Genomic DNA, 23,362 nt, shown 5'->3' with positions numbered 1-23,362 from the left:
TAGGGTAACGCGGGACACGCCGAGCGAGGACCTCATCCCCCGGAGGTGTTCATGCGGCGACCGGTCGGATTGGCACTGATCTGCCTGGGCGCTTTCTGCCTCACGCTCGCCCCGCTGGTCCGGTTCTACATGGCCGACCAGATGGTGCGCGCGCCGCTGAACCGCTACCAGGTGACCCGGCTGGAGGCCCGGAACGCCACGTACTTCGACCAGGCGAGCCTGAAGACGAAGACGGGCGTCACGCTGCAGGCGAGCAACACCGTCCGCGGCGACGTGCGGGCCAACGGGGGCGACGACCGGATCGCGGTCTGGGACTCCTCCACCAACATCTACGACACCGCGAACCCGGACAAGCCCGTCCAGATCCAGGGCTACCGGATCGCGTTCGACCGTGCCAGCTCCCAGCTGGTGCAGTGCTGCGGCGCCCACGTCGACGGCGACGGCTCGGTGAAGATGCGGGGCTACGGGCTGCTGTTCCCGCTCGCGAACGTGCGCAAGCGCGACTACCCGTTCTTCGACATGACCACGAAGCAGGCCGTCCCGATGCGCTACTCCGGTGAGGAGGAGGTGCGCGGGATGCGGGCGTACCGCTTCGTGCAGCAGGTCCCCGACACCAAGACCGCGGCCCTGGACGTCAAGCTGCCGGCCCGCATGCTGGGGCTGCCCGCGAAGACCCCCGACCAGAAGGTGGACCGCTACTCCTCGGCGACCATCACGGTGTGGGTGGACCCGCGGACCGGGATCCCGGTCAAGCACCGCCAGACCATCAACAGCACGGTCCGCACCCCCGACCAGCGCGGGAGGATGACGGTCGCGTCGGCGGACCTGGTCACGATGGAGGCGTTCCAGAAGAGCCTGGTCGACATGGCCAACAGCAACGCGCTGAAGCTCGGCATGGTGCGGTCGTACGTGCCGGTCACGGCGGTCCTGCTGGGGCTGGCGCTGCTGGTGGCGGGCGCGATCGGCGGTCTGGCCGGGGGCGTCCGCGAGCGCCGGGGCGGCGGTCCGGTACCGGCGCCGCGCCGCTCGGACGGCAAGTTCGGCGACACGGCCTCGGGCGCGCCGGCCTCGGGCGCGCCCGCCGCGCCCCCGCCCGGCCGCCAGATCCCCTCGGCCCCGTCCCGCCGCCGCTGACCCCGCTGCTTGATACGTGTTCTACTCACCCCCCTCCTTTGTGGCCTGCCCATGCCCGAAGTGAACTAGAACCTGTTGCAGTTTTCTCTCGGGCGGCCTAGGGTCGAGGCGTGCGGACACGAGTCACCGAACTATTCGGCATCGAGTACCCGATCTTCGCGTTCAGTCACTGCCGCGACGTGGTCGCCGCGGTGAGCCGCGCCGGCGGCATGGGCGTCCTCGGCGCCCTCTACTTCACCCCCGAGGAGCTCGAACTCGAGCTCAAGTGGATCGACGAGAACGTCGGCGGCCGCCCCTACGGCGTCGACGTGGTGATGCCCGCCAAGTACGAGGGCGCGGACCTCGGTGACGCGGGCGAGATGCTCAGCAAGCTCCAGGGCATGATCCCCGCTCGGCACAAGGAGTTCCTGGAGAACCTGCTCGCCGAGCACGGTGTCGAGCCGCTCAGCGAGGAGGGCGCCGGCCGGGCCCTGCTCGGCTGGACCGACGCCACCGCCCGCCCCCAGGTCGAGGTCGCGCTCAGGCACCCCATCGCCCTGCTCGCCAACGCGCTCGGCCCGCCCCCGGCCGACGTCGTCCAGGAGGCCCACGAGCACGGCGTCAAGGTCGCCGGGCTCGCGTCCAACGCCCGGCACGCCCGCAAGCAGGTCGAGGTCGGCGTCGACATCATCGTCGCCCAGGGCACCGAGGCCGGCGGCCACACCGGCGACGTGTCCACGATGGTGCTGATCCCCGAGGTCGTGGACGCGGTCGGCGAGGACACCATGGTGCTCGCCGCCGGCGGCATCGGCCGCGGCCGCCAGATGGCCGCGGGCATGGCGCTCGGCGCCGACGGCGTGTGGACCGGCTCGATCTGGCTCACCGTGGACGAGGCCGACACCCCCGAGAACGCGCGCGGCAAGCTGCTCGACGCGACCTCCCGGGACACCGTCCGCTCCCGCGCCTGGACGGGCAAGCCCGCCCGCTTCCTCAAGACCGCCTGGACCGAGGCGTGGGAGAGCGAGTCCTCGCCCGGCTACCTCCCGATGCCGATGCAGTTCATGCTGATCTCCGACGCGCTGCGCCGCATCAGCCGGTCCGGTGACGGCGAACTGGTCACCTTCCCGGTCGGCCAGATCGTCGGCTCCATGAACCAGGTCAAACCGGCCGCCCAGGTCGTGTACGACCTCATCGAGGAGTACGTCGAGGCCCTCGACCGCCTGAACACCATCACCCAGGCCGACTGAGACCCCGCCCCCCGCCCCCGGGCCCGCCCCGGCGCGGGGGCGGGCCCGGGTCGTCTCAGAAGCGCGTCAGCCAGGCCAGCACGCGCGCCAGCGCGTAGTAGACCCCGGCGGCGATCGCCCAGTTGAGGTAGAGCTGGTGCTCGGGCGAGGACCTGGTGAAGACGTCGTGGAACGGGCTCGCCAGCCAGCGCCCCGCGTCCAGCGTCGCGTCCACCAGGGCGTTGCCGGGATTGGCGTCGCTCCAGGTCAGCAGCATGCCCAGCCCCAGCACCAGGACGGCCGCCCAGCCCGCGGCCAGGATGGTCGCGCTGATCGGGTTGTGCCTGCTGCGCCGCCACCGGGACGGCCTGCGCACCACCACGGTGCGCCGCGGCGCGGCGCCGGTCTCGCCCGGCCCGGTCACCGCCGGGTCCGTGTCGGCCGCACGGTGCTCGCGCCGCCGGAAGATGGAAACGGCCATCGCCTCGTCACGCTCCTTCCGCGGAACAGTCGCTCCCTTGTCTCCCGCGACCGGCCGCGACCAAACGATGGCCGTAATTTCGGACATCCTTAATTAGGGGAGCCGTTCCATCGTGGACGGGTAGCCTCCGCCGCCCGGGTACACCCAGGCGCCGTCCAGGGTGTTGCCGTCCGCGCTCCACGTCCCCCGGAAGTAGGCGGGAGACCCCTTCTCCCCGCCCCAGATGGTCAGGGTGTCGCCGTCCGGCTCGTACACGTAGTCGAACGTGACGCCCTGGTGGCCGTAGAACCGCGACCAGATGTCCTCGCTGGGATCGGAGGCGCCGAACGGCAGCAGCCGCCCGATCACCTCGATCCCCTTGACGTCCTGGCCGTCCTGCCGCAGATCGACCTCCTGCAGCAGAAAGAACCCGCCCTCCATCCACCGGTAGGTGACCGTTCCCTCGCCCCCGCCCGTGACCCGCCACGTCCCGACCAGCCGCTCAAGCTCCTTCATGACCGCTCCTCTCGTTGGGGATTCGGCATAAGACGGCCGGGCCCCGGAAAAGGAATCGGTCACAGCGCGGCGGGCAGCCCGAAGGACTCCAGCAGCCGCGGATCGAACGTCGTGATCTCCGCGATCCGCCCGTCCCGCACCGCCAGCACGTCGAGGTTGACGGGCGTGAACCGCTCCTCGCCCACCCGGCGCACGTAGTTGGCCACCGCCGGCTGCCGGTTGGCCCACAGCGGCAGCGAACGCCACTCGCCCCACGCCGCGTCCCCGGCCAGCACCGGCCCCCACAGCTCCAGGATCGCCTCACGGCCCTCGTACACCAGCCCGTGCGGCGGCATCGTCTGCCGCGCGTCCTCACGCAGCAGCTCCTTGAGCCGGGCGAGGTCGGAGCGCTCATTCGCCTCCACGTACCGGCGCAGGACCTCCCGCTCGTCCGGACCGGCCTGCGCGCTCCACTCGGCGCGCTCCCTCGGCAGGTACGCCCGCAGCGTCATCCGGCCGCGCTGCAGCATGCCCTTCACCGCGGCGACGTTGGTCTCCAGCACCTCGGCCGTCTCCGCGGCCGGCCAGCCCAGCACGTCCCGCATGATGATCACGGCCCGCTGCCGGACGGGCAGGTGCTGGATGGCGGCCAGGAACGCCAGCTCGATCGTCTCCCGCGCCACGACCGCCGCGTCCGGGCCGTCCGCCGCCAGGTCCAGCAGCCGGTCGGGGAACGGCTCCAGCCACGACACCTCGGCCATCATCGCGGGCGCCGCCGACATCTCCCGCTGCCGCACCGGCCCGGCCAGCGCGTCCAGGCAGGCGTTCGTCGCGATCCGGTACAGCCAGGCCCGGAACGTGGAGCGCCCCTCGCAGCTCTCCCGCTTCCGCCAGGCGCGCAGCAGCGTCTCCTGGACGAGATCCTCGGCGTCCGTGAACGACCCGAGCATCCGGTAGCAGTGCACCCGCAGCTCGTGCCGGTACCGCTCGGCCATCTCCGCGAACGCGGCCTCGTCCATGGCGCCCCCCTCCCCGCAGGCGCACATCGTACGACCGCCCCAAGACACCCCGACGACCTGCTTCTTCTTCAACACCCCGATTCCCCCTCCGCCCCTCGTACCCGGACGTCAGGGTCACTACCCGATGTGTCGATTCGATCACTCAGGGATGTCTGGTGCCCGCGGGTGCGGGGTCAGCGGCCCTTGAAGACGGCGGGGCGCTTTTCCTTGAATGCCTTGGAGCCTTCCTTGGCGTCCTCGGAGCCGATGACGGGCCAGCCGATCTCGTCGGAGATCTTCAGGGCCTCCTCTTCCGAGAGGTGCTCGGTCTCGCGGTAGGTGCGGAGGATGGCCTGGACGGCGAGCGGGCCGCACTCGGCGATCTGGCCGGCCAGTTCGCGGGCGGCGGCGAGGGCCTGGCCGTCCGGGACGATCGTGTTGATGAGGCCCATGTCGAGCGCCTCCTGCGGGGTGACGGAACGGGCCGTCAGCAGGATGTCCATCGCGTTGGCGTACCCGATCTGCCGGGGGAGGCGGATCGCGCAGCCGCCCATCGGGAACAGCCCGCGCTTGGCCTCGTACAGGCCCAGGGTGGCGCCCTCGGCGACGACGCGCAGGTCGGTGCCGACGAGGAGTTCGGTGCCGCCTGCGACGGCGTAGCCCTCGACGGCGCAGATGAGGGGCTTGGTGGGACGGCCCTCGCGCAGCAGGCCCTTCCAGTGGAAGTTGGGGATCTGGGCCGCGCGCTCCCGGACGCGGGCGTCCGATGAGGGCGTGCCCATCGCCTTGAGATCGGCGCCCGCGCAGAACTGGCCGTCGGCCCCGGTGAGGATGCCGACCCGCACCTCCGGCGTCTCGGACATGTAGGCCCACGCGTCGGCCAGCCCGACGAGCATGTCGTTGCTGAGCGCGTTGCGCGCCTCGGGGCGGTTCAGCGTCACCACGACCACGTGGCCGTCCTGCTCGACGGTGCAGTGCGCCGTGCTGATGGGCAGCCGTTCGGCCATCGTTCCTCCACTCAACCGGCAGTAAACAAGAACAGATTCTAGTGACAGGAGTTGCCTGTCAACGGGTCTTGCCCAGGAAAACGAGAACGTGATCTACTTTGGTCCCCCGGCACCTGCGGGTGCACCGCGATCACCGAGGAGAACCGATGGGGTCGTTGGGCTTTTGGCGGCTGGCGCAGGCCGATCCCGGGTGGATCGCCGCCGTCGACCCGGACGGGACCGAGCACACCGCCGGCGAGCTGCTGGCCCGGGCCAACCGGCTCGTGCACGGGCTGCGCGCGCTGGGCGTGGAGAAGGGGGACGGCATCTGCGGGCTCGTCCCCAACGGGGTGGACGGCCTGGTGCTGTACCTGGCCGCGCTCCAGGCGGGCTGGTACTACACCCCCGTCAACTGGCACCTGACCGGCCCCGAGATCGGCTACATCGTGGCCGACAGCGAGGCCAAGGCGTTCTTCGTGCACGAGCGGTACGCGGTGGAGGGCGCGCGCGGGGCCGAGGAGTCGGGGATCGACCCGCGGCGCCGGTTCGCGTTCGGCGAGGTCGCGGGGTTCCGGCCGTGCGGGGAGCTCGTGGACGGGCAGCCGGACACGCTGCCGGACGACCGCAGCAACGGCGCCACCATGCACTACACCTCGGGCACCACCGGACGGCCCAAGGGGGTGCGCAGGACGCTCGGCGGGATCGACCCCGACGACAGCGCGGAGCTGATGTCCTTCCTGCTGGGGCTGTTCGGGATCCCGCCCGGAAGGCCCGCGGGACGGGAGCCGCAGGCGCACCTGGTGACCTCGCCGAACTACCACACGGCCGTCACCCAGTTCGGCGGCACGTCGCTCCAGATGGGCCACACGCTCGTCTACATGGACAAGTGGGAGGCCGAGGACTGCCTGCGGGTGATCGAGAAGTACGGCATCACCAACACGCACATGGTCCCGACCCACTTCAAGCGGCTGCTGGCCCTCCCGGAGGAGACCCGCAAGCGGTACGACGTGTCGTCCATGAAGTGGGCGATCCACGCCGCCGCGCCCTGCCCCGTCCCCATCAAGAAGCAGATGCTCGACTGGTGGGGCGACTGCGTCTGGGAGTACTACGCGGCCACCGAGGGCGGCGGGACGATCGCGAGCCCGCAGGAGTGGCGCGAGCATCCCGGCACGGTCGGCAAGGCGTGGCCGATCAGCGAGCTGCTCATCGTGGACGACGCCGGCGAGCCCGTCCCGGCCGGCCGCGACGGCACGATCTACATGAAGATGGCCGGCACCGAGTTCGAGTACAAGGGCGACCGGGAGAAGACCGAGAAGAACCGCCTCAAGGACTTCTTCACCGTCGGCGACATCGGCCGCCTCACCGAGGACGGCTTCCTGTTCCTGTCCGACCGCAAGTCCGACATGATCATCTCGGGTGGCGCCAACATCTACCCGGCCGAGATCGAGAACGAGATCGTGCTGCACCCCAAGGTCGCGGACGTGGCCGTCTTCGGCATCCCGGACGAGGAGTGGGGCGAGCAGATCAAGGCGGTCGTGGAGCCCGCCGCGGGCACCGCGCCCGGCCCGGAGCTGGCGGCGGAGATCCTTGCGTCCCTGGAGGGCCGGCTGGCGCGGATGAAGTGGCCCCGGTCGATCGACTTCATCGAGGTCATGCCGCGCGAGCCGAACGGCAAGCTCCTCAAGCGCAAGCTGCGCGACCCGTACTGGAAGGACCACCAGCGTGCCATCTGAGGCCCTCGACCATGTATTGGAGTTCCCCGGCGGGTACACGCGGTCGGTCGGGCCGGTCATCGGGCGGTTCCTGAGCGAGCTGCGCGACGGGCGGCTGGTCGGCGTGCGGACGGCCGGCGGGCGGGTGCTGGTCCCGCCGGTGGAGTACGACCCCGACGGCGGCGAGCCGGTGACGGAGGAGTTCGTCGAGGTCGGCCCGATCGGGACGGTGCAGACCTGGTCGTGGGTGCCGCGGCCGCTGAAGAACCATCCGCTGGACCGCCCGTTCGCGTGGGCGCTGATCCGCCCGGACGGCGCCGACACGGCCCTGCTGCACGCGCTGGATCTGGGCGTCGTCGACGAGGGCGCCGATCCGCCGCGGTTCCTCAAGACCGGGATGCGGGTCCGTCCGAGGTACCGGGCGGAGCGGACCGGCGCGATCGGCGACATCGAGTGCTTCGTCCCCGAGGTCACGATGATCAACGCGCCGACCCGGCTGGAGTACCGGCTCCGCGGCGGGCGGGCGCTGGACCGCTTCCTGGAGGGGATCTCCGAGGGCCGGATCCTCGGCCACCGCTGCGGCGTGTGCGGCGAGGTGATCGTCCCGATGAAGGGGCTGTGCTCGCGCGACGGCGTGCCGACCACCGAGGAGGTGGAGCTGCCCGACACCGGCACCGTCACCACCTTCGCGGTCAACAACCTGCCCGATCCGCGCGCGCCCGAGGTCCCGTTCGTGTCGGCGTACGTCCTCCTGGACGGCGCGGGCCTGCCCATGCTCGCCCTGGTCGCCGGGATCCCCGCGGACCAGGTCCGGATGGGCATGCGGGTCAAGGCGGCGTGGCGTCCGCGCGAGGAGTGGGACCGGAGCATGGCCAACATCAAGTGGTTCGAGCCGCTCGACGAGCCCGACGTGCCCTTCGACACGATCAAGGACTACGTGTGAATCGCGAGCGGCCGCGCGGCGGCTGGACTGAGGAGCGCAGGGAGCGAGGGACGAGCGACCGGAGCGACGAGGGAAGCCGTCGCGAAGAAACGGCCGCGAGCCGCCGAGCGGAGGCGAGGCAATGAATACCGACATAGCGGTGGTCGCGTTCGTGCAGAGCGAGCACGCGGCCGAGGACGCCGGGCTGTCGGAGGTGGAGATCCTCGCGCCCGTCATCACCGAGATCAAGGAGCGGACCGGGTTGAGCCGGTTCGGGTTCACCTGCTCGGGGTCCAACGACTACCTGGTCGGGGCACCGTTCTCGTTCGTGTCCGGGTTGGACGCGGTGGGGGCCTGGCCGCCGATCTCCGAGAGCCACGTGGAGATGGACGCGGCCTGGGCGCTGTACGAGGCGTGGGTGAAGCTGCGCCACTCCGAGGTCGATACCGCGCTGGTGTACGGGTTCGGGAAGGCGTCGCAGACCGTACTGCGTGAGCTGATGACGCAGCAGCTCGACCCGTACTACCTGGCGCCGCTCGGAATCGACCAGGTGTCGCTGGCGGCGCTGCAGGCCCGCGCCTACCTGGAGCGCTCGGGCGCCAAGGAGGACGATCTGCGGGCCGTGGCGGCGCGGTCGCGGGCGGCGGGCCGCGAGAACCCGTTCGCGCTGCATCTGCCCGACCCGTCCGGTGACGAGGGCTACGACGTGGCGCCGCTGCGGCCGTACGACGTCGCGCCGTCCGCCGACGGCGCCGTCGCGATCGTGCTGGCGACCGGTGACAAGGCCCGCGAGCTGTGCGAGCGGCCCGCGTGGATCCGCGGGATCGACCATCGCAGCGAGGCGCACTCGCCCGGCGTGCGGGACCTGTCCCGGTCGGCGGCGACCCGGATCGCGGGCGAGAGGGCGGGCGCCGCCGGCGTGCAGGTCGCCGAGCTGCACGCGCAGTTCTCGCACGAGGAGCTGATCCTGCGGGAGGCGCTCGGGCTGGGCGAGGACGTCACGGTCAACCCGTCGGGCGGCCCGCTGTCGGCCAACCCGCCGATGGCGGCCGGGCTGATCAGGATCGGCGAGGCCGCGGCCCGGATCCACGACGGCTCCGCCACCCGGACGCTCGGCCACGCCACCGCCGGCCCGTGCCTGCAGCAGAACCTCGTCTGCGTCCTCTCGGGAGAAGAAGACCATGGGTAACCCGTGCGCCATCATTGGTGTGGGGCAGACCGCCTACAAGACCAAGCGGCTGGACGTGTCGATGGCCGGGCTGCTGCGCGAGGCGGCCGCGAAGGCGCTCGACGACGCCGGGCTGACCTGGAACGACATCGACGCCGTCGTGCTGGGCAAGGCGCCGGACCTGTTCGAGGGCGTGATGATGCCCGAGGCGTACCTGGCGGACGCGATGGGCGCGGCGGGCAAGCCGGTCATGCGGGTGCACACGGCCGGGTCGGTCGGCGGGTCGACCGCGATCGTGGCGGCGAGCCTGATCCAGGGCGGCGTGCACGACCGGGTGCTGACGGTGGCGTGGGAGAAGCAGTCGGAGTCGAACGCGACGTGGGCGCTGACGGTGAACTCGCCGTACTCGACGTCGCTGGTGGTGGGCGCGGGCGGCTACTTCGCCCCGCACATCCGGGCGTACATGCGGCGGTCCGGCGCCCCCGACCACATCGGCACGCTGGTCGCGGTCAAGGACCGGGAGAACGCGCTGAAGAACCCGTACGCGCACCTGAAGATCCCCGGCATCTCGCGCGCGATGGTCGAGTCGACGCCGATGCTGTGGGAGCCGATCCGCTACCTGGAGACCTGCCCGTCGTCCGACGGCGCCTGCGCGATGGTGCTGGCCTCCGAGGACGCGGCGCGGCAGGCCCCGAACAGGCCCGCCTGGGTGCACGGCACCGCGATGCGCTCCGAGCCGATCTTCTTCGCCGGGCGCGACACCGTGAACCCGCGGGGCGGCAAGGACTGCGCCGCCGACGTGTACCGGCAGGCCGGGATCGCCGACCCGCGCCGCGAGCTGGACTGCGCCGAGGTGTACGTGCCGTTCTCCTGGTACGAGCCGATGTGGCTGGAGAACCTGGGGTTCTGCGGTGAGGGCGAGGGCTGGAAGCTGACCGAGGCGGGCGCGACCGCGCTGGACGGGGACATCCCGTGGAACCCCTCGGGCGGCGTGCTGTCGTCCAACCCGATCGGCGCCTCCGGGATGATCCGGTTCGCCGAGGCGGCGCTGCAGGTGCGCGGGCTCGCCGGGGAGCACCAGGTGGACGGAGCGCGCCGCGCCCTGGGGCACGCCTACGGCGGCGGCGCGCAGTTCTTCGCGATGTGGATCGTCGGCTCAGAGAAGCCCTAGAAGCGCCCCCCGGGCGCCTCCACCCCACCCCCCTCGATCTCCGGAGGACGACCGATGGAGTTCAACCACGCCGATCTGTTCGAGGGAGTCGCGGACGCGATCGGGGACCGCGTCGCGCTCGTCTGCGGCGACAGGAGTCTCACCTACGCCGAACTGGACGCGCAGGCCAACCGGCTCGCGCACCATCTGGAGGCGGCCGGGGTGGAGCCCGGCCGGCATGTCGCCCTCCAGCTGTACAACGGCGTCGAGTACGCCGTGGCGCTGGTCGCCGCGCTGAAGATCCGGGCCGTTCCGATCAACGTCAACTACCGGTACGTGGAGAGCGAGCTGCTCTACCTGTTCCGCGACTCCGACAGCGTGGCGCTGCTGTACGACGTGGAGTTCGACGACCGGGTCGCGGCGACCGTCCCGCAGGTGGAGGGGCTGCGGCACCTGGTCGCGGTCGGCGGCCCGACGTCGGTGCCCGGCGCCGTCGAGTACGAGGAGGCCCTTTCCGCGCAGCCCGCGACGCGCGGGTTCGGGCCGCGCTCGCCCGAGGACACCTACGTCATCTACACCGGCGGCACGACCGGGATGCCCAAGGGGGTGATGTGGGGGCTGAAGGACCTGCTCTTCGCGTTCTGGAACCCGACGCTGCCGCGCCCGGACGTCCCGGAGGACGTGGTGGAGATGGCGCGGAACTCGGGCCCGATGGTGATGATGCCGGTGGCGCCGCTGATGCACGGCGCCGCGCAGATGGCGACGTGGATCGCCTGGTGGATGGGCGCGACCGTGGTGTACGTGCGCAGGTTCGACGCCGCCGAGGTGTGGCGGACGATCGAGCGGGAGAAGGTCAACTCCCTCACCATCACCGGCGACGCGATGGCGATCCCGATGGTGGAGGACCTGGAGCGTTCGTCGTACGACCTGTCGTCGCTGTTCGCCTACGTCTCGACCGGCGCGATCCTGACCGGAACGGTCCGGGAGCGGCTGGCGGCGGCGATGCCGAACGTCATCATCATGGACCGGTTCGGGTCCACCGAGTCGGGCTCCACGGCCGAGGCGGTGGCGGGCTCGACACCGGAGAAGGGCCTGCGGTTCACCGCCGACGTCGAGAACGTCACCGTCCTGGACGACGCGCTCCAGCCGGTCAAGCCGGGGTCGGGCGTCCTGGGGCAGGTGGCCCGCACGGGCTACATCGCGCGCGGCTACTACAACGACCCGGACAAGACCGCGCGGACGTTCCCCGAGGTGGACGGGCGGCGGTGGCTGCTGACCGGCGACATCGCGACGGTGGAGGAGGACGGCAGCATCGCCGTCTACGGCCGGGGCTCGCAGGCCATCAACACCGGTGGCGAGAAGGTGTTCCCGGAGGAGGTGGAGGCCGTGCTGAAGGGGCATCCGGCCGTGTTCGACGCGGTCGTGACGGGGATCCCGGACGAGCGCTTCGGGTTCCGCGTGGCCGCCGTCGTCCAGGCGCAGGGGGAGGCGCCGGCGCCGGCGGACCTCGACGCCCACTGCCGCAAGAACCTCTCCGGTTACAAGGTGCCGCGCGTGTACGCGTTCGTCGGGGAGATGAAGCGCAGTCCCGCGGGCAAGGCCGACTACCGGTGGGCCAAACAGGTCGCCCAGGAGGCGGCGGGATAGCCGGGTGAGCGAGAAGCTGGAGAGGATGGACGCGCCCAGGCGTTGATCTCTGTGTGTCGGGAGTGGAGGGTGCCCCGCGGGCACTAGGCTCCCCTCGGAAAACCTGGAGATCGAGGTGGAAGCGTGTCGACCCCGGAACGCGAGCGGGCGGTGGCGGAGCTGCGGGAGGCGATGCAACGGAGCACGCTCTACACGATGCTGCTCCACCACACCGCCGCGAGTAAGGCGGGGCTGAACGTGACCGACGCGCAGTGCCTGAACGCGCTGTCGCTGGAGGGCCCCCTGACGCCGGGACGGCTCGCGGCACTCATGGGGATCACCACCGGCGGCGCGATCACCGCGGTCATCGACCGGCTGGAGCGGGCCGGGTACGTCAAGCGCAGCCGCGACCCCGACGACCGGCGGCGGGTGATCGTGGAGCTGGTGCCGGAGAACGCGGCGCGGTTCGAGCAGTACTTCGAGCCGATCGCGCGGGCGTTCGGCGAGCGGATGGCGGGCTACTCCGACGCGCAGCTGCGGCTGCTGTCCGGCTACGTCCAGGGCGGCAACGAGGCCATGCCCGGCCTTATCGAACAGGTGCGCCGCATGCCTTGATCCGGCGGGCACAACCGTGACGCGCGCTATGTCAATGACGCGCGTATCCCGCCGGGACGGGGGTGTGAGAGCGTTGCGCCCATGCCCGCTTCGGCTTCCCCCTCGGCGCGTCCGGCCCGCGCCCTGGCCGCCTTCCTGGCCACGGCCGGCGTCACCCACTTCGTCGCGCCCAAGCCCTACGACACGGTCGTCCCCGCGAACCTGCCGGGCACGCCGCGCACCTGGACCTACCTCAGCGGTGTCGCCGAGCTCGCCTGCGCCGCCGCCGTCGCCGTGCCCAGGACGCGCCGCGCCGGGGCGCTGGCCACCGCCGCCCTGTTCGTCGCCGTCTTCCCCGCCAACGTGAAGATGGCGCACGACTGGCGCCGCCGGCCGCTCCCGCAGCGCGCCGCCGCGTACGGGCGGCTGCCGCTCCAGGTCCCGTTGGTCGCCTGGGCGCTCAAGGTCGCCGGGAACGCCCCCGGTGCCCGGGACGTCAGCGGACGGTGATGATCGCCGAACCGTGGCCGAACAGGCCCTGGTTCACCGCGATGCCCACCCGGGCGCCCTCCACCTGGCGGCCCTCCGCCCGGCCGCGCAGCTGCCAGGTCAGCTCGCACACCTGGGCGATCGCCTGCGCCGGGATCGCCTCGCCGAACGAGGCCAGCCCGCCCGAGGCGTTCACCGGCACCCGCCCGCCCAGCGCCGTGTCACCCGCGCGCAGCAGCTTCTCCGCCCCGCCCGGCCCGCACAGCCCGATGTCCTCGTACCAGTCGAGTTCCAGGGCCGTGGACAGGTCGTACACCTCGGCCAGCGACAGGTCCTCCGGGCCCAGGCCCGCCTCCTCGTAGGCGGCCCGCACCATGGCCGGGCGGAACGCCGTGTCGGGCGCGGGCACGGCCAGCGCCGAATCGGTCGCGAAGTCGGGCAGGTCCAGGACCGTCTTGGGGAACGTCGGGGTGACCGTCGACAGCGCCGGGATGCGCACCGGATCCGCGCCCCCCCGCGACCGCGCGAAGTCCATCGACGACAGCACCAGCGCCGCACCGCCGTCGCTGGTCGCGCAGATGTCCAGCAGCCGCAGCGGATCGGCGACCACGGCGGACGCCCGCACGTCCTCCAGGGACACCTCCTTGCGGTAGCGGGCGTGCGGGTTGGCCAGGCCGTGCCGCGCGTTCTTGACCTTCACGGCGGCGAAGTCGTCCCGCGTCGCGCCGTGCAGCGCCATCCGGCGCCGCGCGTACAGCGCGAAGTAGATCGGGTTGGTCGCGCCCAGCAGCCGGAACCGCAGCCAGTCGGGATCGTCGGGACGGTCGCCGCCGACCGGCTTGAAGAACCCCTTGGGCGCCGCGTCCGCCCCCACCACCAGCGCCACGTCGCACAGGCCCGCCAGGATCTGCGCGCGGGCGGCGTTGATCGCCTGCGCCCCGGACGCGCACGCCGCGTAGCTGCTGGAGATCCGGGCGCCCGACCACCCGAGCGCCTGCGCGAACGTCGCACCGGCGACGAACCCCGGATATCCGTTCCGGATGGTGTCGGCGCCCGCCACGTACTGGACCTGCGGCCAGGCCACGCCCGCGTCCGCCAGCGCCGCCCGCGCGGCCACGAGCCCGTACTCGACGAAGTTGCGCCCCCACTTCCCCCACGGATGCATCCCCGCACCGAGAATCGCCACATCAGCGCCCATGGGAGGGCCTCCACATCCAGACGGTGTACTGGGCCTCGTCGTCCTCGTACAGGACGCCCTCGGTCAGCTCGACCTCCATGCCGACCTCCAGGTCGGCGACGCCGACGCCGGGGACGACCTGGCCGAGGACGACCATCCGCTCGGCCTCCAGCTCGACGGCCGCGACCGCGTAGGTGCGGAACGGGTCGGGGGAGACGTACGGGGGCGGGGGCTGGTAGCGGGAGTCGGCGTACGACCAGACGCGCCCGCGGTTGGAGAAGGCGTACTCCTCCAGTTCCGAGCCGTCCCGGGGGCCGGTGCAGGCCGGGTTGCGGCAGGCGAGGTCGTTGCGGGGGAAGTAGGGGGTGCCGCAGGACGCGCAGCGGGTGCCGAGGAGGCGGGCGCCGCCTCCGTCCGCGGGCGCGGCGGCGAACCAGCCGTCGACCGCGGGCCGCCGCTCCTTCGCGCCTGGTGTGGCCGTGTCGCTCAACGCCGCCTCCCGGGGGTCACGAGCGCAGCTTACCAACCAAGCGCACGTTCAAATCAAGGGTGGCGACGGCCACCGCCGCCACGAGCAGCAGGACGAGCACGTACACGCCGGTGCCCGTCCACTGCCCGTGCTCGTAGGCCAGGCCGCCCGCCGTCCCGCCGACGCCGGCGCCCATGTAGTACGCGAAGAGGTAGAGCGCGGAGGCCTGCGCCCGGCCGCGAGTGGCGCGGAGGCCGACCCGGCCGCCGGCCACCGAGTGGGCCGCGAAGAACCCGGCCGTGAAGACCAGCAGGCCGGCGGCGATCAGCGGCACGGAGTCGGGCAGCGTGAGCGCCAGCCCGCCGGCCGTCGCCACCACCGCGGCGAGCAGGACGGGACGGCCTCCGTGCCGGTCGGCCAGCAGCCCGGCGCGGGCCGCCGCGAACGACCCGCCCAGGTACATCACCGCGATCAGCCCGACCACCGCGCGCGGCAGGTGGAACGGCGCGTCCAGCAGCCGGTAGGACAGCAGGTTGTAGACCGTGACCATGCCCGCCATCAGCAGGAACCCGGTCAGGTAGAGCCGGCGCAGCCCAGGGTCGCGCAGGTGGGCGAGCAGGGCGCGGTGCTCGGCGCGGCCCGGCCGGAAGAACCGGGACGGCGGCAGCAGCGCCCAGAACAGCAGCGTGCAGCCGAGCGCGAGCAGGGTCGTGGCGGCCAGCGCCCAGCGCCAGCCCGCGACGTCGATCGCGCTGCCGGGCACCAGTCGGCCGAGCAGCCCGCCGAGGCTGGTGCCCGCGACGTACCGGCCCATCGCGCCGCCGAGCGAGCCGGGGTCGACCTCGTCGGCCAGGTAGGCCATCGCGACGGCGGGCACCCCGGCCAGCGCCACGCCCTGGACGGCGCGCAGCGCGGCCATCGCGGGGAACGACGGGCACAGCGGCAGCAGCAGCCCGGCCAGCGCCGCCGCCACCGAGGAGACGAGCATGACCCGGGTGCGGCCGTACCGCTCCGACAGCGAGCTGACCGGGATGATCGCGACCGCCAGCGCCCCGGTCGTCAGCGACACCAGCAGGGCCGCTTTCGCCGGCGGGACGTGGAAGGCGCGGGAGAGTTCGGGCAGCAGCGCCTGCGTGCAGTAGAGCGACATGAACGTCGAGAGCCCGGCCGCGAACAGGGCGAGGTTGATCCTGCGCAGGCCGGGCGAGCCGAGCCGGTGCCGCCCGGCCGCCTCCACCGTGACCGTCATGGGCTCCAGGGTCCGCCGTGCAGGGGTGATGCGTCCAATGAGAGTTGTCACGGAAATCGATGACGGGTAAGCATGAGTGCGTGGATCTGGAGACGGTGCGGTGGTTCCTGGCGGTGGTCGAGCACGGGCATGTGACGAACGCCGCGTCCGAGCTGGGCCTCTCCCAGCCCGGACTGTCGCGGGCCGTGGCCCGGCTGGAACGCGAGCTGGGCGTCCCGCTGCTGGACCGGGAGGGGCGCAGTGTGCGGCCGAGCCGGTACGGGGAGGTGTTCGCCGCGCACGCGCGCCGGCTGCTGGCCGAGGAGGAGGCGGCGCGGCGGGCGCTGGCGCAGGCCGCCGATCCCGAGGGCGGCGAGGTCGCGCTGGCGTTCCTGCACACGCAGGGCACCTGGCTCGTCCCTGACTTGCTGCGCCGTTTCCGGCGGGAGCGTCCGCGGGTGCGGTTCCGGCTCGCCCAGGACACCGCGGCGGGGCTGGAGGAGGCGGTCCGGGGCGGCGCCGCCGATCTGGCGATCACCAGCCCGTGGCCCCGGGACCTGGCCTGGGCCCCGATGGTCACCGAGCGGCTGCTGCTGGCGGTGCCCGCCGATCACCGGCTGGCCGGGCGCGCGGCGCTGCGGCTGGCCGAGGCGGCGGGGGAGCCGTTCGTGGCGGTACGGCCGGGCGCCGGGGTGCGCGACACCTTCGAGGAGCTGGCCCGGCGGGCCGGGTTCCGGCCGTCGATCCTGTTCGAGGGGGACGAGCTGTCCACCATCCGCGGGCTGGTGGCCGCCGGCCTGGGTGTGGCGGTGGTGCCCGCCGGGGAGGGGACGGGCGGCGGCGGGTCGGCCGGGCTCGCCGAGATCCCGCTGGAGGATCCGGGCGCGGAGCGCACGATCGGGCTGGCCTGGCACGGCGGGCGCACCCTGACCCCCGCCGCGGACGGATTCCGCCGCTTCGTGCTGGACCGAACGGCCGGAGGCCGGACGGCCGGGCGTGACGGGAAGGTCTCCTAACTGACGCGTCAGTCACTTCGGTACAGTGAGACCGAACCGAGCCGGATTCTGGAGTGCGCATGCGGACTGGACTGCAGGGAAAGACAGCCCTCATCACCGGGGCCTCCCGGGGCATCGGCAAGGCGACCGCCGTCGCGCTGGCCGCCGAGGGCGCCAACGTCGTGCTCTCCTCGCGCAAGCAGGAGGCGCTCGACGAGGCCGCCGCCGAGATCCGCGCGGCCCACCCGGACGCGGGCGTGCTGGCCAAGGCCGCCCACGTGGGCGACCCCGACGCCGCCGCGGCCTGCGTGGAGGCGGCCGTGGCCGAGTTCGGCGGGGTGGACGTGCTGGTCAACAACGCCGGCACCAGCCCGTACTTCGGCCCGATGGTCGACATCGAGCCCGCCGCCGCCGAGAAGACCGTCCAGGTCAACCAGTTCGCCGTGGTGCTGTGGACCCAGCTGGCCTGGAAGCGCTCGATGCGCGAACGGGGCGGCTCGGTCATCAACATCGCCTCGGTCGGCGGCATGATCACCGAGCACGGGATCGGGTACTACAACGCCACCAAGGCCGCGGTCATCCACCTCACCCGGCAGTTCGCGATGGAGCTGGCCCCCGCCGTCCGGGTCAACTGCATCGCCCCCGGGCTGGTCAAGACCGCGCTCGCCCGCGCGCTGTGGGAGAACAACGAGGAGCAGATCAGCAAGCATCTGCCGCTGGGCCGGCTGGGCGCACCCGAGGACATCGCCAAGGCGGCGGTGTTCCTGGCCGGCGACGCGGCGTCCTGGATGACCGGGCAGACGATGGTGATCGACGGCGGCGCGATCATCCGGCCCTCGATCGCGTGAGGAGCGGCACCATGAACCGCTGGGGACTGACCATTCCGCTGGGCGGGCTCGCCCTGGGCGAGCACCGCGAGATCGTCGCCGAGCTGCCCTCGCTCGGCTACACCGACGCCTGGTCCGCCGAGACCAACGGCACCGACGGCTTCACCCCGCTGGCGCTGGCCTCCCAGTGGGCGCCCGAGCTGCGCCTCGGCCCGGCGATCGTGCCGGTCTACACGCGCGGCCCGGCCCTGCTGGCGCAGCAGGCCGCGACCCTCGCCGACCTGGCGCCCGGCCGCTTCGTGCTCGGCATCGGCACCTCCTCCGACACCATCGTCGAGCGCTGGAACGGGATCCCGTTCGAGGAGCCGTACAAGCGCACCCGCGACACGCTGCGGTTCCTGCGCCGCGCGCTGGCCGGGGAGAAGATCAAGGAGGACTTCGCGACGTTCTCCGTCAAGGGCTTCAAGCTGGAGGCGGCCCCCGCGACGCCGCCGCCGATCGTGCTGGCCGCGCTGCGTCCCGGCATGCTGCGGCTGGCCGCCCGCGAGGCCGACGGCGCGATCACCAACTGGCTGGCGCCCCGGGACGTGCGGACCGTGCGCGGCGAGCTGGGCGAGGAGCCCGAGCTGCTCGCCCGGCTGTTCGTCTGCCCGACCGACGACGCCGAGGAGGCCCGCTCCATCGGCCGCTGGATGATCGCCGCGTACATGAACGTGCCGGTCTACCAGGCGTTCCACCAGTGGCTGGGACGCGGCGAGGCGCTGCGACCGATGAACGAGGCGTGGGCCGCGGGCGACCGCAAGAAGGCCCTGGAGGTGATCCCGGACGAGGTCGTCGACGACCTGATCGTGCACGGCTCGCCGGCGGCCTGCCGCGCCCGCGTCCGGGAGTACGTCGAGAACGGGCTCACCACGCCCGTGCTCGCGATCGTCCCCGGCGGCGGGCTGTCGACGGTCGAGGCGGTCCGCGCCCTCGCCCCCGGCGATTAAGGGGCGTTCGTCGCGGTGATTCCGGGCCCGGTCGCGGTGACGCGCCGGGCCCGGTCCTTTACGGGGCGTTCACCCGGATTGCCGGAGAAGGAGGTTTACCGGCGCGCGCGCCGGGGAGGGTGGGGCGAACAGGTCACTGACCTGCCCTGGCCTGCAACCGAGACATGAGGAGCCGACCGTGCTCACCCTGACCAGCGGCGCCGTCCAGGTGATCCGTACCGTGACCGCAAACCCCGAGATGCCGCCCGAGACCGGGATCCGCATCGAGGCCGGGATCGACGGCTCCGACGCACTGCGGCTCTCGGTCGCTCCCGAGCCGGAAGCCGGCGACCAGGTCGTGGAGGCGGAGGGGGCCCGGGTCTACCTGGAGCCCACCGTCGCCCAGCTGCTCGACGACAAGACCCTGGACGCGCAGGTCGACCCGCAGGGCGACGTCGCGTTCACCATCGCAGAGGGAGGACAGGGCGGCCCCGGGGGACCGGGCGTCTGAACCGGAACTGAGGCGTCTGAACCGGTAGAGGCGTCTGAACCGGTACTGAACCGCTTCCGGACCGCGGACGGGCACGGGCGTTCCTGATCCCTTCCCGCTCGACCAGGAGCGCCCCCGCGGCCAGGGCCGGGCCGCCGATCCCCACCAGGGACCGGCGCCCGGCCCTTTTGTCGTCCTCCGCGCTCCGGGAGCTTCTGCGACACTGGGCGCGTGACGCCCTCGTCCTCTCCGCCCGGCCCGGAGGAGCGGCCTCAGCCGCCACGGGAGGAACTGGAGCGGCAGGTGCGCGACCACTACGGCAACTGGCGAGACCAGCCGCGCGGGCTGGCCTGCGCCGTCGTCGCTGCGTTCCTGCTCCTGACCACGGCGGCGTTCGCTTTCGCCGTCGTGGCGGTGGTCATGGCCGCCCGTTGAACGAGGGGTGCGGGCCCAGCGCCCAGTACTCGAACAGGCCGTAACCGGTGGCGGCCGGGGTGGGCGCCGCGCCGTCCAGGTATTCGTAGCGCGCGACGGCGTCGACCATGCCCCACATGCGGGCGGCGTCCTCCTCCTTGCGCGTGTCGTAGGAGACGCCCTGCACCTTGAGGTCGGGCCCTTGGTACATGCCGTGCTTCCATTCGGGCTCCAGGCCGTACCCGGTGCCGACCATCATGTGGACGGGGAGGATGGGCGTGGCCCTTACGGTGAACGGCTCGCCGCCCCCGGGCGGGTTGAACGCGATGGTCGCCGTGGAGACCTCACGCGTGCCTTCCTTGTAGACCGGGCGGTACTCGGGGCGGCCGAGATACTCGGGGTCCGGGGTCGTCCCCGGGGAAGCAGAGCCGGGGTCGCGCATCTCGTCGGGCCACACGCGCACGGCCTCCTCCAGGAGACGGCGGCCCTTCTCGTCCTCCTGGACGATGCACAGGATCGAGTGGTCCTCGAACTGCATCGGTGCGTACAGCCAGTAGAAGGTCCCCGCGTTCTTCGCCTGGATGCCGGGCGGCTCGGGCTCCCCGACCGGGCGGATGCCCCAGGACCGGTCCCGCGACCCCCACCAGCGGTCGGGGGTGACCTCGATCCGCTCGCCGTCCACCACGATCGTCCCGGTCCAGCGGCCCGTCTGTGCCAGCCGCCGGGAGTCGAACACGACCCGCTCCTGCCAGCGCAGGTAGTGCGGCGGCTCCAGTTGCGCCGGGATGGCGCCCTCCCAGGCGAGGTCGAACGACAGGCCGTGCCCGTTCTCCTCCAGGACGACCCGCAGCCGCCTCAGGCCCTCCACGACCTCGACCCGGAACGGCCCGACCGCGGTGTCCATCCGGTCCAGGCCCAGCTCGCGCGACGCCCGTACGACCTTGTGGACGGGCCCGCGCCGCACCACCGCGAACGCGTCGGTGACGCCGAGGTTCGGGTACTGCCCGATCCCGACGATCATCATCAGCTCGCCGGAGCAGCCGTGCGCGTTGAAGTAGTACCGGTCGTAGAAGTTGCGGTCGGAGGTGGTGACGTGCCGCATCACCTCGGGCGCCTGGTGGATCGGGTAGTCGTCGAGCGGCGAGAGCGTCACTGGTCCCCTCCGAGGATCCGGGCGAGCAGGCGGGTGCAGTTGTTGTCGTACGGGAAGTCGCTGCCGGGCTCGATCCAGCCGAAGTCGATCATCGCCTGCCCGATCCGGGCCATGATCACGGCGAACTTGAAGCCGGACAGGATCTCGTAGTACTCCAGGTGGCGGACCGGCCGTCCGAGCAGGTCCTCGTAGCGGGCGACGGTCTCGGCGTACGGGGGGAAGCCCTCCAGGCGGGGCACGCCGATGCCCTCGGAGTGGTGCCGGTCCAGGAACATGAACCACGCCAGGTCCTCCTCCGGCGCGCCCAGCACGGCGTTCTCCCAGTCGAGGACGGCCGCGGGCACGCCGTCCTGGAAGATGACGTTGCCGATGCGCGCGTCGCCCCACAGCAGGGCGGGCGGGTCGAGCTCCTCGGGACGGTTGGCCTTGAGCCAGGCCAGGGCCGTGTGGGCGATCTCCTGCGGGCCGTCGTACGCCCAGGGCAGGTAGTGCTCGTAGTAGGCGAGCCGCTGGCCCAGCCCGGGGGCGCCCCACTGGGGCTGGTCGAGGAACCCCAGGTCCAGGGCGACCGGGTCGAGCCTGTGGACGCGGGCGAGGATGTCCAGGGTGGACCACCACATCGCGGCGCGTTCCTCAGGGGACACCTCGGTGACCCAGCCGTCCATGTGGTACGGGGGCATGTCCGTCGGGACGCGGCCCTCGACCCGCCCCATCACGAAGAACGGGGCGCCGAGGGTGTCGGCGGACGGCTCGTACCAGCGGATGGGCGGCACGGGGATGTCGGTGTGCGCGTCCAGGATCCGCATCAGGCGGTACTGCTCCTCGAAGCGCGGCTCGGGGAAGATCTGGTAGCGGGCCGGGGCGACCCGGGCCACGTACGGCTCGCGCCGCCCGCGGCCGTCGTCCGGGTCGGTCCAGGCGGCGTCGAACAGCAGCGTCTCGTTGGAGAAGCCGCTGGTCGACGGGGTCTCCAGGTGCGGGATCCGGGCTCCGGGCAGGCGGCCGTCCAGCCAGCCGGCCAGGCTCCTCAGGGTGATCTCGGGGTCGCGTTGGTCGGGTACGGGCATGGCCGCCTCCTCGCGCGCCGCCGGTGCCGGGGCGGCCGGGTGAGGGTGGGGCGGCCGGCCCCGGACGCCGGGCGGACACCAAACTAGAACGTGTTCTATCAACGCCCCGGGGCGCGGTCAATGCCCCGGGCGATCCGGCGCCCCCGGCGGGCCAGGCGGGCGTGAAAGGATCGGATCATGCGACTGACCAAGCTCGGACACAGCTGCGTGCGGCTCCAGAAGGACGACCGGACCCTGGTCATCGACCCGGGGGCGTTCACCACGGAGGCCGACGCCCTGGAGGGCGCCGACGCCGTCCTGATCACGCACGAGCACTTCGACCACTTCGACCCCGACCGGCTGCGCAAGGCCATGGCGGAGAACCCGGCGCTGGAGGCGTGGACGTCCCGCGTCGTCGCCGAGAACCTGGCCGACCTCGGCGGGCGCGTCCACCAGGTCGGGCACGGCGACGCGGTCACCGTGGCCGGCTTCGAGGTGCACGTCTACGGCGAGGACCACGAGATCCTGCACCCCGACATCCCGCCGATCCCCAACACCGGCTTCCTGGTCGACGGGGAGGTGTTCCACCCGGGCGACGCGCTGACCGTCCCCGGCGAGCCCGTCCGCACCCTGTGCCTGCCCGGCAACGCGCCCTGGATGAAGATCCCGGAGCTGTACCAGTACGCCCGCGAGGTGCGCCCCGAGCGCGCGTTCGTCATCCACGACGGGCTGCTGAACGACAACGGCCTGTCGGTGATGGAGACGCACGTGACCAACGCGGGCAAGGAGGCCGGCAAGGACTTCCGCCGCCTCAAGCCCGGCGAGTCCGTCGACCTCGCGTCATGAGGGAGATACGCGCGGTCTTCTTCGACATCGGCGAGACCCTGATCAACGAGGGCGAGATCTACGGCCGGTGGGCCGACTGGCTGGGCGTGCCGCGGCACACCTTCCTCACCAAGCTGGGCGCGCTGCTGGCCACCGGCGGCACCCACATGGACCTCCTGGAGTACTTCCGGCCGGGGTTCGACCTGGAGAAGGAGCAGCGCAGGCGCGTCGAGGCGGGGGTGCCGAACGGCTTCGGACCCGCCGACCTCTACCCCGACGCCCGCGGCTGCCTGACCGCGCTGCGCGCCCAGGGGCTGTTCGTCGGGGTCGCCGGCAACCAGCCGGTCGAGGCGGCCGAGCAGTTCGCCGCGCTGGGCCTGGAGGCCGACGTCGTCGGGATCTCGGACGTGTGGGGCCTCCAGAAGCCCGACCCGGCGTTCTTCGCGCGGTGCGAGGAGCTGGCGGGCGTGCCTGCGCGGCAGGTGCTGTACGTGGGCGACCGCGTCGACAACGACGTGCGCCCCTCCCTGGCGTACGGCATGCAGGCGGCCTTCCTGCGGCGCGGCCCGTGGGGGTTCATCCAGGGGGACGACGAGGCCCTGGAGGGCTGCACGTTCGTGCTGGACGACCTGGAGGGGCTGCCCGCCCTGGTCGCCGCGCACAATGCCGCCGCCTGACCGCGCCCTTTCCCGGGAATTGCCATTCGCGGCCCGGCTCCGGCGGGCCCACGGCCCCTAAGGGTCATCCCTTAATTCGTGAGTAGGGCATCAAGACCGGCCGTCAGAGGGATTTCGTCCGGCCGCCCGTTTCCTACCGTTGATGTCGTGTCCG

At 72.3% G+C, this 23,362-nt stretch carries 25 protein-coding genes; 16 read left to right on the top strand and 9 right to left on the bottom strand.

Annotated elements, in window-relative coordinates; translation table 11 throughout:
* Positions 1-51: 51 nt before the first annotated feature.
* Positions 52-1,134, top strand: coding sequence for a cell envelope lipid trafficking protein PgfA (gene pgfA / locus ACFPZN_RS01120; protein ID WP_378279149.1), 1,083 nt, complete (start codon positions 52-54; stop codon positions 1,132-1,134).
* A gap of 110 nt (positions 1,135-1,244) precedes the next feature.
* Positions 1,245-2,360 (top strand): NAD(P)H-dependent flavin oxidoreductase, encoded by a 1,116-nt coding sequence (locus ACFPZN_RS01115; RefSeq protein WP_378279147.1) that lies wholly within the window; start codon positions 1,245-1,247, stop codon positions 2,358-2,360.
* A 55-nt stretch (positions 2,361-2,415) separates the two neighbouring features.
* Here ACFPZN_RS01115 and ACFPZN_RS01110 read toward each other — a convergent pair whose 3' ends face one another.
* From ACFPZN_RS01110 to ACFPZN_RS01095, 4 genes are all read right to left on the bottom strand, one after another.
* Positions 2,416-2,820, bottom strand: coding sequence for a hypothetical protein (locus tag ACFPZN_RS01110; RefSeq protein WP_378279146.1), 405 nt, complete (start codon positions 2,818-2,820; stop codon positions 2,416-2,418).
* A gap of 93 nt (positions 2,821-2,913) precedes the next feature.
* Complete coding sequence (locus ACFPZN_RS01105; RefSeq protein WP_378279144.1) at positions 2,914-3,315, bottom strand: hypothetical protein; 402 nt, start codon at positions 3,313-3,315, stop codon at positions 2,914-2,916.
* A 59-nt stretch (positions 3,316-3,374) separates the two neighbouring features.
* The gene (locus ACFPZN_RS01100) at positions 3,375-4,313 is read right to left on the bottom strand and encodes an RNA polymerase subunit sigma-70 (protein WP_378279142.1); all 939 of its coding nucleotides are present in this window, start codon (positions 4,311-4,313) and stop codon (positions 3,375-3,377) included.
* 173 nt (positions 4,314-4,486) lie between these two features.
* Positions 4,487-5,299 (bottom strand): crotonase/enoyl-CoA hydratase family protein, encoded by an 813-nt coding sequence (locus ACFPZN_RS01095; protein WP_378279140.1) that lies wholly within the window; start codon positions 5,297-5,299, stop codon positions 4,487-4,489.
* Positions 5,300-5,445: 146 nt separating this feature from the next.
* On the opposite strand from ACFPZN_RS01095, the gene ACFPZN_RS01090 reads away from it, so the two are divergent.
* From ACFPZN_RS01090 to ACFPZN_RS01060, 7 genes are all read left to right on the top strand, one after another.
* The gene (locus ACFPZN_RS01090; protein ID WP_378279139.1) at positions 5,446-7,011 is read left to right on the top strand and encodes an acyl-CoA synthetase; all 1,566 of its coding nucleotides are present in this window, start codon (positions 5,446-5,448) and stop codon (positions 7,009-7,011) included.
* Entirely contained in the window at positions 7,001-7,933 is a 933-nt protein-coding gene (locus tag ACFPZN_RS01085; protein ID WP_378279137.1) for a Zn-ribbon domain-containing OB-fold protein, read from the top strand. The genes ACFPZN_RS01090 and ACFPZN_RS01085 overlap by 11 nt, the downstream gene beginning before the upstream one ends.
* A 121-nt stretch (positions 7,934-8,054) precedes the next feature.
* Entirely contained in the window at positions 8,055-9,101 is a 1,047-nt protein-coding gene (locus ACFPZN_RS01080; protein WP_378279135.1) for a thiolase domain-containing protein, read from the top strand.
* Positions 9,094-10,251, top strand: coding sequence for a thiolase domain-containing protein (locus ACFPZN_RS01075; RefSeq protein ID WP_378279133.1), 1,158 nt, complete (start codon positions 9,094-9,096; stop codon positions 10,249-10,251). Before ACFPZN_RS01080 ends, ACFPZN_RS01075 begins: the two co-directional genes overlap by 8 nt.
* Positions 10,252-10,305: 54 nt before the next feature.
* On the top strand, positions 10,306-11,877 hold the full coding sequence (locus tag ACFPZN_RS01070) for an acyl-CoA synthetase (RefSeq protein WP_378279131.1): 1,572 nt from the start codon (positions 10,306-10,308) through the stop codon (positions 11,875-11,877).
* Positions 11,878-12,000: 123 nt separating this feature from the next.
* Positions 12,001-12,471, top strand: coding sequence for a MarR family winged helix-turn-helix transcriptional regulator (locus ACFPZN_RS01065; protein ID WP_378279129.1), 471 nt, complete (start codon positions 12,001-12,003; stop codon positions 12,469-12,471).
* An 81-nt stretch (positions 12,472-12,552) separates the two neighbouring features.
* Positions 12,553-12,960: a DoxX family protein gene (locus ACFPZN_RS01060; protein WP_378279127.1), complete on the top strand. Its 408-nt coding sequence runs from the start codon at positions 12,553-12,555 to the stop codon at positions 12,958-12,960.
* On the opposite strand, the gene ACFPZN_RS01055 is transcribed toward ACFPZN_RS01060, so the two are convergent.
* From ACFPZN_RS01055 to ACFPZN_RS01045, 3 genes are read right to left on the bottom strand one after another with little or no spacing between them, the layout of a single operon-like run.
* Positions 12,947-14,137 (bottom strand): lipid-transfer protein, encoded by a 1,191-nt coding sequence (locus ACFPZN_RS01055; protein ID WP_378279125.1) that lies wholly within the window; start codon positions 14,135-14,137, stop codon positions 12,947-12,949. The two genes, ACFPZN_RS01060 and ACFPZN_RS01055, sit on opposite strands and share 14 nt — an antisense overlap.
* A complete protein-coding gene (locus tag ACFPZN_RS01050) occupies positions 14,127-14,606 on the bottom strand; it encodes a Zn-ribbon domain-containing OB-fold protein (protein WP_378279123.1) in 480 nt (159 codons plus the stop codon). Before ACFPZN_RS01050 ends, ACFPZN_RS01055 begins: the two co-directional genes overlap by 11 nt.
* Before the next feature lie 16 nt (positions 14,607-14,622).
* The gene (locus ACFPZN_RS01045; protein ID WP_378279120.1) at positions 14,623-15,834 is read right to left on the bottom strand and encodes an MFS transporter; all 1,212 of its coding nucleotides are present in this window, start codon (positions 15,832-15,834) and stop codon (positions 14,623-14,625) included.
* A 59-nt stretch (positions 15,835-15,893) separates the two neighbouring features.
* Between ACFPZN_RS01045 and ACFPZN_RS01040 the strand changes: the two genes are divergently transcribed.
* The 5 genes from ACFPZN_RS01040 (at position 15,894) to ACFPZN_RS01020 (ending at position 19,528) form a co-directional block, all read left to right on the top strand.
* Positions 15,894-16,829: a LysR family transcriptional regulator gene (locus ACFPZN_RS01040; protein WP_378279118.1), complete on the top strand. Its 936-nt coding sequence runs from the start codon at positions 15,894-15,896 to the stop codon at positions 16,827-16,829.
* Between the two features lie 59 nt (positions 16,830-16,888).
* On the top strand, positions 16,889-17,656 hold the full coding sequence (locus tag ACFPZN_RS01035; protein WP_378279116.1) for an SDR family oxidoreductase: 768 nt from the start codon (positions 16,889-16,891) through the stop codon (positions 17,654-17,656).
* An 11-nt stretch (positions 17,657-17,667) separates the two neighbouring features.
* Positions 17,668-18,624, top strand: a complete 957-nt coding sequence (locus tag ACFPZN_RS01030; protein WP_378279114.1) for an LLM class F420-dependent oxidoreductase — start codon at positions 17,668-17,670, stop codon at positions 18,622-18,624.
* A gap of 178 nt (positions 18,625-18,802) precedes the next feature.
* Complete coding sequence (locus ACFPZN_RS01025; protein WP_378279112.1) at positions 18,803-19,114, top strand: Fe-S cluster assembly protein HesB; 312 nt, start codon at positions 18,803-18,805, stop codon at positions 19,112-19,114.
* 210 nt (positions 19,115-19,324) lie between these two features.
* On the top strand, positions 19,325-19,528 hold the full coding sequence (locus tag ACFPZN_RS01020) for a hypothetical protein (protein ID WP_378279110.1): 204 nt from the start codon (positions 19,325-19,327) through the stop codon (positions 19,526-19,528).
* On the opposite strand, the gene ACFPZN_RS01015 is transcribed toward ACFPZN_RS01020, so the two are convergent.
* Positions 19,512-20,660, bottom strand: coding sequence for an Rv3169 family protein (locus ACFPZN_RS01015; protein ID WP_378279108.1), 1,149 nt, complete (start codon positions 20,658-20,660; stop codon positions 19,512-19,514). The two genes, ACFPZN_RS01020 and ACFPZN_RS01015, sit on opposite strands and share 17 nt — an antisense overlap.
* Complete coding sequence (locus ACFPZN_RS01010) at positions 20,657-21,727, bottom strand: phosphotransferase family protein (protein WP_378279106.1); 1,071 nt, start codon at positions 21,725-21,727, stop codon at positions 20,657-20,659. The genes ACFPZN_RS01015 and ACFPZN_RS01010 overlap by 4 nt, the downstream gene beginning before the upstream one ends.
* 177 nt (positions 21,728-21,904) lie before the next feature.
* Between ACFPZN_RS01010 and ACFPZN_RS01005 the strand changes: the two genes are divergently transcribed.
* Together ACFPZN_RS01005 and ACFPZN_RS01000 are read left to right on the top strand one after the other, a co-directional pair.
* Positions 21,905-22,552 (top strand): MBL fold metallo-hydrolase, encoded by a 648-nt coding sequence (locus ACFPZN_RS01005; protein WP_378279104.1) that lies wholly within the window; start codon positions 21,905-21,907, stop codon positions 22,550-22,552.
* The gene (locus tag ACFPZN_RS01000) at positions 22,549-23,208 is read left to right on the top strand and encodes an HAD family hydrolase (RefSeq protein WP_378279103.1); all 660 of its coding nucleotides are present in this window, start codon (positions 22,549-22,551) and stop codon (positions 23,206-23,208) included. Before ACFPZN_RS01005 ends, ACFPZN_RS01000 begins: the two co-directional genes overlap by 4 nt.
* The last annotated feature ends 154 nt before the right edge of the window (positions 23,209-23,362 follow it).

It is taken from the genome of Actinomadura rugatobispora (assembly GCF_042656285.1).
In the GTDB taxonomy this organism is placed as follows: Bacteria; Actinomycetota; Actinomycetes; order Streptosporangiales; family Streptosporangiaceae; genus Spirillospora; species Spirillospora rugatobispora.
The sequence above is the reverse complement of the archived record's forward strand: the minus strand, read 5'-3'. Positions and strand labels throughout refer to the sequence as shown.